This is a genomic window from Mycobacterium sp. (assembly GCF_035653355.1).
Lineage (GTDB): Bacteria > Actinomycetota > Actinomycetes > Mycobacteriales > Mycobacteriaceae > Mycobacterium.
Genome location: NZ_DASRBZ010000087.1, coordinates 1 through 8,928, shown reverse-complemented (window position 1 = coordinate 8,928; position 8,928 = coordinate 1). Strand labels below are relative to the sequence as shown.

Genomic DNA, 8,928 nt, shown 5'->3' with positions numbered 1-8,928 from the left:
CATCGCCTCCGGCGCCGCTCCCCGGGAATGGCCGGGCGGCCCCGTGCCGGACGGGGTGTTTTTGCTGCGCACGGTCGACGACTGCCTGGCGATCCGCCAGCGTCTGCAGGCGCGTCCTCGGGTCGTCGTTGTTGGCGGTGGATTCATCGGCGCCGAGGTCGCCGCGAGTTGCCGGTCGCTGGGGCTGGATGTGGCGTTGATCGAATTGACCGCAGGTCCGTTGCTGGGGGCGCTCGGCGAGGAGATGGCAGATCGCTACGCGGCGTTGCACCGCCAGCACGGGGTGGACGTCCGGGTCAGCGTCGGCGTGGACACGTTTATCGGCGAGGGCTACATAAGGGCTGTTCGGCTCACCGACGGCAACGAGTTGCCGGCCGACCTTGTACTCATCGGCCTGGGGGTCGCCCCGGCCACCGACTGGTTGGACGGTTCGGGTTTGCGCATCGACGACGGCGTGGTGTGCGATGCCACCGGTGCGGTCGAGGGCGGTACCCGTGTCGTCGCGGCCGGTGATCTGGCCCGCTGGTGGCACCCGCTCTACGACAAGCATCTGCGGGTCGAGCACTGGGAACACGCCGCACGCCAAGGTGCCGCGGCCGCATGCACACTGCTGGCCGGCCCGGGGCGCGGTGATCCGTACGACGAGGTGCCTTACTTCTGGTCGGATCAATACGACGTCAAGTTGCAAATGCTCGGCGTCCCCGACGATTACGACGCGATGCAGGTGATCGAGGGCGACATCGACGCCTGGAAGTTCGTCGCCGCCTACGGGCGCGACGGCCGGACCATCGCGGTGGTATCCACCATCCCTGGGCGGGTGCATGCCTATCACACTGCGATCGCGAACCGCGCTGCATTTCCGCCGGAAGCCGCCGCGTAGTCAGCTCGCGTAGAGGATTAGTGCCTACGAGATTCCGTGGCTCGTAGGGTGTCGGATGTGGATGCGATCGCGGATTTCTTGTCGGTGTTGCCGGCGCAAATGCGCGACCCGGTGCTCTTCGCCGTCCCGTTTTTCCTGCTGCTGCTGATCCTGGAGTGGACCGCCGCCCGCAAGCTCGAACACATCGAGAAGGCCGAGCGGCCGCCCTCCGGGGCGTACCTGACCCGCGATTCCCTGACCAGCATCTCGATGGGCCTGGTGTCGCTGGGCACCACCGCGGGCTGGAAGTTCCTGGCGCTGCTGGGCTATGCCGCGATCTACGCCTACCTGGCCCCGTGGCATCTGTTGGCGACCCGGTGGTACACGTGGGTGATTGCGGTCCTCGGTGTCGACCTGCTGTATTACACCTATCACCGCATCGCTCATCGAGTTCGTCTGATCTGGGCCACGCATCAGTCCCACCACTCCAGCCAGTACTTCAACTTCGCCACCGCGCTGCGCCAGAAGTGGAACAACAGCGGCGAAATTCTGATGTGGATTCCGTTGCCGCTGTTGGGGATTCCGCCGTGGATGGTGTTCGCCAGCTTCTCGGTGAACCTGATCTATCAGTTCTGGGTGCACACCGAACGGATCGGCAAGCTACCGCGGCCGGTCGAATTCGTCTTCAACACTCCGTCACACCATCGGGTGCACCACGGCATGGACCCCGATTACCTGGACAAGAACTACGGCGGCATCTTCATCATCTGGGACCGGCTGTTCGGCACGTTCCAGCCCGAGCTCTTCCGACCGCACTACGGGCTGACCAAGCAGGTCGACACCTTCAACATCTGGAAGCTCCAGACCTACGAATACGTCGCGATCGCCCGCGATGTGCGCTCGGCCGCGCGGCTTCGTGATCGGCTGGGTTACGTGTTCGGACCACCCGGCTGGCAGCCGCGCAGCACTGGGCGGCTAGACGCGGGCTCCGCGGGAGAATTTCTCGCTCGACCGTCGTCGAGGGTCACAAGCCGGTAACGTCTCGAAGCGCTACGCCGATGGTCTGCACAGCAACTAACCTTCGGCCGGCGTGGTGCCGGCCGCCGACGGATCGGAGTCGATGGTGCGCCGGGCTGCAATATCCGCGTTCGCCGCGACGCTGACCGCGGCGCTGACGGCATGGCTGGCGCCGATGGTCGCCGGTGCCGACCCCGTGCTGGTGTATCCGGGCATGGAAATCCATCAAGACACCCACCTATGCACCTTGGGTTACGTCGATCCGGGACTGCGGGTCGCCTTCACTGCCGGCCACTGCCGTGGCCACGGCCCTGTCACCGACAAGGACAACCACGTCATCGGCAACCTGGCTACGTTCCGCGACAACACGCCCAACGGCACCACCGTCGCAACCGACCAGCAGATCAACGACTATGAGGCGATTGTGCTGGCCGACGACGTGACCGCGAACCACATTCTGCCCGGCGGGCGTGCGCTGGGATCAGATCCCGGTCTCGTGGTGCGGCCGGGAGATCCCGTCTGCCACTTCGGCGTCGTCACTGGTGAAAGCTGCGGCACGGTCGAGCGCGTCAACAACGGCTGGTTCACCATGTCCGAAGGCGTCGTCAGCCAAAACGGCGACTCCGGCGGGCCGGTGTATGTGACCAGCAACCCGGGGTCTGCGCTCATCGTCGGGATGTTCAACAGTAGGTGGGGGCAGTTCCCGGCGGCGGTGTCCTGGGTGTCGGCTTCCCAACAGGTCCGCGAGGACGTCGGGGTAGGCAAGGTCAGCAGCGCAGCGGCCGGCCTCGCGCCGCGCGCCTGAACGCGCACCCAGCGGCGAAGTCCGGGCGTCGAGACACGTGAATTAGAACGTGTTCATCAGGCTTTGACTCGCCAGCGGCGGTTGGCCACGGCAACGTCTATCTGTCCGCCTACCGGCTGGGCTATCCTGCGAGACGATGATCGTGCACGCCGGATCGCCGGTCCAGATCGCGTGGGTAACCGCCAACCTGAACGCCACCGAAACCGCTCTCACCGGCGTATTAGGCGTCCGCAAGTGGGTGCGGCTGCCCGAGGTGCACTTTCCTTCGGACACCTGCCGTTACCACGGCGAGCCGGCCGACTTCGTCGCCAGCATCTCGCTGAGCTACCTCGGTGACATGCAGCTGGAGCTGATCGAACCGGTTCGCGGGCCGAACATCTATAGTGACTTTTTGCGGGACAGTGGGCCCGGGCTGCACCACATCTGCGTCGAGGCCAAAAGCGCCGACGAATTCGACACGATGGTCGCCGCGGCAGGCGAGCACGGGGCAGCGGTTGCGCAGGAAGGTCTGATGCCCGGCGGGATGCGGTTCGCCTACGTGTCGGCGCCGCAGGCGGGGGTGCCGTTCGTGGAGATCGCACTCATCTCGCCGGAAATTCGGGTGTTTTTCGACTACGTGAAGCAGGAGCAGCAGTGAGCATCCAGATCCCGGGAACCGTTCACGCGGACGAGGTGACGTCATGGTCGGATGACGTCGACGTAGTGGTGATCGGCTTCGGCATCGCCGGTGGCTGCGCGGCGGTCAGTGCGGCGGCCGCCGGGACCCGGGTGCTGGTATTGGAACGCGCCGCCGCGGCCGGCGGGACCACCGCGATGGCCGGCGGGCATTTCTATCTCGGCGGCGGCACCGCGGTTCAGCAGGCGACTGGTCACCCGGATTCGCCAGAGGAGATGTATAAGTATCTGGTCGCGGTGTCGCGGGATCCGGATCACCAAAAGATCCGCGCCTACTGCGAGAGCAGCGTGGAGCACTTCAATTGGCTTGAAAGCCTTGGATTTCAGTTCGAGCGCAGTTTCTATCCCGAGAAAGCGGTGATTCAGCCCAACACCGAAGGGTTGATGTACACCGGTAACGAGAAGGTCTGGCCGTTCTTTGAAAAAGCGGTGCCGGCCCCGCGTGGGCATAAGGTGCCGGTGCCCGGCGACACCGAGGGCGCCAAGCTGGTGATCGACTTGCTGCTCAAGCGCGCCGAGAACCTCGGTGTGCAGATCCGGTATGAGACTGGTGCGACGCAGCTGATCGTCGACGGGTCAGGCGCGATCACGGGGGTGATGTGGAAGCAATTCTCGGAAACCGGTGCGGTCAAAGCGAAGTCAGTGATCATCGCAGCCGGTGGCTTCGTGATGAACAAGGAGATGGTGGCGCGGTATACCCCGAAACTGGCCGAAAAGCCATTCGTTTTGGGCAACACCTACGACGACGGCCTGGGCATCCGGCTGGGTATGTCGGCCGGTGGCGCCACTCAGCACATGGACCAGATCTTCATCACGGCGCCGGCCTACCCGCCGTCGATCCTGCTCACCGGGATCATCGTCAACAAACTCGGAAAGCGATTCGTCGCCGAGGATTCCTATCATTCGCGCACTTCGGGTTTCGCGATGGACCAGCCCGACAGCGCAGCGTATCTGATCGTCGACGAAGCGCACCTGCAACGCCCACAAGTGCCGCTGGTGCCGTTGATCGACGGCTGGGAGACCGTCGAAGAGATGGAAGCCGCGCTGGGCATCCCAACGGGCAATCTCGTTGCGACGCTGAACCGCTACAACGAGTTCGCGGCCCGCGGGGAAGACCCCGACTTCCATAAGCAGCCGGAATTCCTTGCGCCGCAAGACAAAGGGCCCTGGGGCGCGTTTGACCTGTCATTGGGTAAGGCGATGTATGCCGGGTTCACCGTCGGGGGGCTGGCCACGTCGGTGGACGGCGAGGTGCTGCGCGACGACGGGACCGTCATCCCCGGTTTATATGCGGTCGGCGCGTGCGCATCCAATATCGCCCAGGACGGCAAGGGATACGCCAGCGGCACCCAGCTCGGAGAAGGCTCGTTCTTCGGCCGCCGCGCCGGCGCCCACGCCGCTACACGGTAGGCATTACCGCGCGCTAAACCGGTGCCGGCTCCTGCTCGACCCGGCTGAGCCGCCAGCGCCCTTCGCCGAGTAGCTGAAGGCGATGATCGTGATGCGGCTCCACAGTACCGCGGTGGCTGACGCTGACCACGATGGTGTCCGGTAACTCGTTGCGCAACAACTGATACATCGCCAACTCGAGCCCTTCGTCCATCGCCGACGTGGCCTCGTCGAGGAACACGGCTTTGGGCTTGGTCAACAGCACCCGGGCGAACGCGACCCGCTGCTGTTCACCCGGCGAGAGCACCTTCGCCCAGTCCTGCTCTTCGTCGAGGCGGTCGACCAGATGCGGCAGCACCACTTTCGTCAACACCTCCCGCAGCTCGCTCTCGGCAACGTCGTCGGCGGAGGACGGATACGACACCACGGCTCGCAGATCGCCCAGCGGCACATACGGCAGCTGCGAAAGAAACATCGTCTCCTTCGCGCCGTCGGGTCGCCGCAACGTCCCCGACGCATAGGGCCACAACTCAGCAAGACTGCGCAACAGCGTCGTCTTGCCGCTGCCCGACGGTCCGGTGATCACCAACGCCTCGCCGGGCGACAGCTGCACGTCGAGGGAATCGATGAGCTGGTCGCCGTCCGGCGTGCGCACCTCTAAGCCTTCGATGTCGACGCGGTCGTCGACGCTAGCGGTGGTGAGAATTTCGGGCAGCTCTCGAGCCTTTTCATCCGCTACGACCAGCCCGTACAGCCGGATGATCGCGGCCCGATAGCTGGCGAACTGGTCGTAGGCGTTGCGGAAGAAGGACAGGCCACCTTCAATTTGCTCGAAGGCCGCGGCGGTCTGCGTGACGTCGCCAAACTTGATCTGGCCGGAGAACAGGCGCGGCGCCTGAATCACCCAGGGTAACGGGACTATCGCCTGGCTCATCGAGGCGTTCCAGCCAGTGAACCCGATCATCCGGTTCACGAATCGCAGGTAGTTGTCGATGATCCGGCGGAACCACTGGTTGAGCTGCACCCGTTCGGCCCGCTCACCACGGTAGAAACCGACGGCTTCGGCGGCGTCTCGAACCCGCACCAACGCATAGCGGAACGCGGCGTTGGTGAGCTCATTGCGAAAACTGAGCCAGATCAGCGGCCGGCCGATCCAAAACGCGATGATGGTCGCGACCAACACGTAGACGATGACAATCCAGAACATCGCCCTGGGCATACTCACCCCGAACACGGTCAGGGTGCCGGACAGACTCCACAGAATGGCCGTGAACGAAAACACCGACAGCACCGACTGCACGGCGCCGAACAACAACACATTGCCGGTGCCGTTGGACGGCACGTTGGGCGTGGCTCCCACCCCGGCGGTGAACACGTCGATGTCTTGCTGGATGCGCTGGTCGGGGTTGTCGATGGTGGCGTCGATGAATCGGCCGCGGTAGTAGGAACGGCCGGTCAGCCAGTCACCGGTGAGCCGATCAGTGAGCCACACCCGCCACGCCACGATGAAGCGTTGCGTCAGGTAGATGTCGAGCATTGCCCGCATCACATACAGCACCGCCATGATGCTGAAGATCAAAAGCGACATCCAAAAGCCGTGCAACCCAGAGCGTTTCACTGCCTGGTTCCCAGTCGCCATGCCTTGCACGGCGGTCTGCACCGACGAGTTCAAGTCGTTGGCCTGGAAACTGAACAAGACGTTAAGGCGCACGGCGATGACGACCGACAACAGCAGCACACCGAGCATCAGCCAGACCGGGATGCTGTGACGGCCGGTGAAATAGTCCCCGGTGATACGCCAGAACTGGTGGCCCCATGGAGTGAGCAACTTCAGCAGCGCCAGGACGACGATCACGCAGACTGCGCTGATGGACCACACCACCGCGATCCACTGCAAGGAATCCACCAGGGCATGGCCCCAGTTGATGGATGGCTTGAACAACTCCACGGTTCGCTACTCCCTCGGTGCTTGCCGCCTAGGGCGTCGATCCAACGCTGGCGTCACGAGATTTTCCCGCGAAGCTACCTCAGCGGCCCGGCGAGAGTGCCATGGCGACGGCTGGCGGCGACCCGCTGCGCCCGGCTCCGCCGCGCTTGCGATCGCCGCTACGCTCGGCCAATGAGCACCGATGCCCCCAGCCAGACCATCCACGCCGGCCGCCTGATCGCGCGGCGGCTGCGGGTCAGCGGGATCGACACGATGTTCACCCTGTCGGGCGGCCACCTGTTCTCCATCTACGACGGCTGCCGCAGCGAAAACATCCGGTTGATCGACACCCGCCACGAGCAGACCGCCACCTTCGCCGCCGAGGGCTGGTCGAAGGTGACACGCCAACCGGGTGTTGCCGCGCTGACCGCCGGTCCCGGTGTCACCAACGGGATGAGCGCGATGGCGGCCGCGCAGCAAAACCAGTCGCCGCTGCTGGTGCTGGGCGGTCGGGCGCCGGCGGCGCGGTGGGGCATGGGTTCGCTGCAGGAAATCGATCATGTGCCGTTTGTGGCGCCGCTAGCCCGCTTCGCAGCCACTGCGAAGTCCGCCGACGATGCCGGGCGACTGATCGACGACGCACTGCGGGCGACGGTGGCCGCCCCCTCTGGGGTCGCGTTCGTCGACTTCCCGATGGACCACGTGTTTTCGCCATGCGAGGACGATAACCGGGCCGGCGCGCTGGCCGACCCGCCGCCGGCAGCCACACCCGACGGCAACGCCGTTGACCGTGCCGCGGAATTGCTCGCCGCGGCAGGGCGGCCGGTGATCATGGCGGGCACCAACGTGTGGTGGGGCCACGCCGAAGCGGCACTGTTTCGGCTGGTCGAGCAGCGGCGCATTCCGGTGCTGATGAACGGGATGGCACGCGGGACGGTGCCCGCCGACCATCCACTGGCGTTTTCGCGTGCACGTTCAAAGGCGTTGCGGCAGGCCGACGTTGCGCTGGTGCTCGGAGTGCCGATGGACTTCAGGCTGGGCTTCGGCGGCGTGTTCGGAGCCGAGACTCAGCTCATCGTGGCAGACCGCACCGCACCCCAGCGCGAGCACCCCCGTCCGATCGCCGCCGGGCTTTACGGCGACCTATCGGCGACCTTGTCGGCGCTTGCCGACCCTAACGGGATCCACCATGAGGACTGGATCGCCCTGTTGCGCGAAACCGAAACCACCGCACGCGATCTGGAAGGCGCCGAGCTGGCCGACGACCGCGCACCGCTGCACCCCATGCGGGTGTATGCCGAACTGGCGCCGCTTTTGGACCGCGACGCGATCATCGTGGTTGACGCCGGTGACTTCGGGTCCTACGCCGGCCGGGTGATCGACAGCTACGTCCCGGGCGCGTGGCTCGACAGCGGCCCGTTCGGCTGCCTTGGTTCCGGCCCGGGTTATGCGCTGGCCGCCAAGCTGGCCCGGCCGGACCGCCAGGTGGTACTCCTACAGGGCGACGGGGCGTTCGGGTTTTCCGGCATGGAGTGGGACACCCTCGTCCGCCACGGCGTGCCGGTGGTCTCGGTGGTCGGCAACAACGGCGTCTGGGCGCTGGAGAAACACCCCATGGAGGCTCTCTACGGCTACTCGGTGGTTGCCGAGCTGCGGCCGGGCACCCGGTACGACGAAGTGGCACGCGTGCTCGGCGGCCACGGTGAGCTGGTCTCGACGCCCGCCGAGCTGCGCCCCGCCCTGGAACGGGCGCTCGGCAGCGGGCTGCCTGCCGTCGTCAATGTGCTCACTGATCCAACCATCGCGTATCCCCGACGGTCGAACCTGGCGTGACGTGCAGATCAGCTCCCACTTTTTTCTCGGCGGATACAAGATCAAGGACAACGGAAGCCCATCAGTGCCGCGTCACGAGCCGGATGACGATCGTGAGGATGATCAGCACAATCGGGACCAGGAAGACCGCCGAGGCTACGGCGCAGCCACGCTGCGACGACATTTGCATCTGCGTCCGGCCGACGTCCACTGCTGAGAACGTTCTCTCCTGGAGCGTCCGTTTGGCCTCAATCGTGTCGCGCTCGACGATGAGCGCCTGCGGGATGAGCGCGGCGCCGGCCGGTGCCATACCCTCGACGCGGCGCACCGCGGTTCCTATAGCCATGATCTCGATCAAGCCAGGCGCGAGCTCGACGATCCGCAACTTGTTGCCGATGACGCGCTCGGCGCCAATGCGCGTCGCCTCGGTCCGCAGCAGTACGA

Annotated in this window: 8 protein-coding genes; 6 read left to right on the top strand and 2 right to left on the bottom strand. The window is 65.3% G+C overall.

Annotated elements, in window-relative coordinates:
- The 5 genes from VFA16_RS02865 to VFA16_RS02845 all read left to right on the top strand — a co-directional run.
- On the top strand, window positions 1–880 hold an 880-nt coding region (locus VFA16_RS02865), incomplete at its 5' end, for an FAD/NAD(P)-binding oxidoreductase (protein WP_324966364.1).
- Between the two features lie 57 nt (window positions 881–937).
- Complete coding sequence (locus VFA16_RS02860; protein WP_324966363.1) at window positions 938–1,897, top strand: sterol desaturase family protein; 960 nt, start codon at window positions 938–940, stop codon at window positions 1,895–1,897.
- An 82-nt stretch (window positions 1,898–1,979) separates the two neighbouring features.
- Window positions 1,980–2,681 (top strand): hypothetical protein, encoded by a 702-nt coding sequence (locus VFA16_RS02855; RefSeq protein ID WP_324966365.1) that lies wholly within the window; start codon window positions 1,980–1,982, stop codon window positions 2,679–2,681.
- Between the two features lie 136 nt (window positions 2,682–2,817).
- Complete coding sequence (locus tag VFA16_RS02850; RefSeq protein WP_324966362.1) at window positions 2,818–3,318, top strand: VOC family protein; 501 nt, start codon at window positions 2,818–2,820, stop codon at window positions 3,316–3,318.
- A complete protein-coding gene (locus VFA16_RS02845) occupies window positions 3,315–4,766 on the top strand; it encodes an FAD-binding protein (protein WP_324966361.1) in 1,452 nt (483 codons plus the stop codon). Before VFA16_RS02850 ends, VFA16_RS02845 begins: the two co-directional genes overlap by 4 nt.
- 13 nt (window positions 4,767–4,779) lie before the next feature.
- On the opposite strand, the gene VFA16_RS02840 is transcribed toward VFA16_RS02845, so the two are convergent.
- Window positions 4,780–6,693 carry an ABC transporter ATP-binding protein/permease gene (locus tag VFA16_RS02840; RefSeq protein ID WP_324966360.1) on the bottom strand — a complete coding sequence of 638 codons (1,914 nt, stop codon included), beginning with the start codon at window positions 6,691–6,693 and terminating at the stop codon, window positions 4,780–4,782.
- A 171-nt stretch (window positions 6,694–6,864) separates the two neighbouring features.
- Here VFA16_RS02840 and VFA16_RS02835 point away from each other — a divergent pair, with 171 nt between their 5' ends.
- Window positions 6,865–8,505, top strand: coding sequence for an acetolactate synthase (locus tag VFA16_RS02835; RefSeq protein ID WP_324966359.1), 1,641 nt, complete (start codon window positions 6,865–6,867; stop codon window positions 8,503–8,505).
- A 61-nt stretch (window positions 8,506–8,566) separates the two neighbouring features.
- On the opposite strand, the gene VFA16_RS02830 is transcribed toward VFA16_RS02835, so the two are convergent.
- A partial coding sequence (locus VFA16_RS02830; protein ID WP_324966358.1) for a hypothetical protein occupies window positions 8,567–8,928 on the bottom strand: 362 nt, incomplete at its 5' end.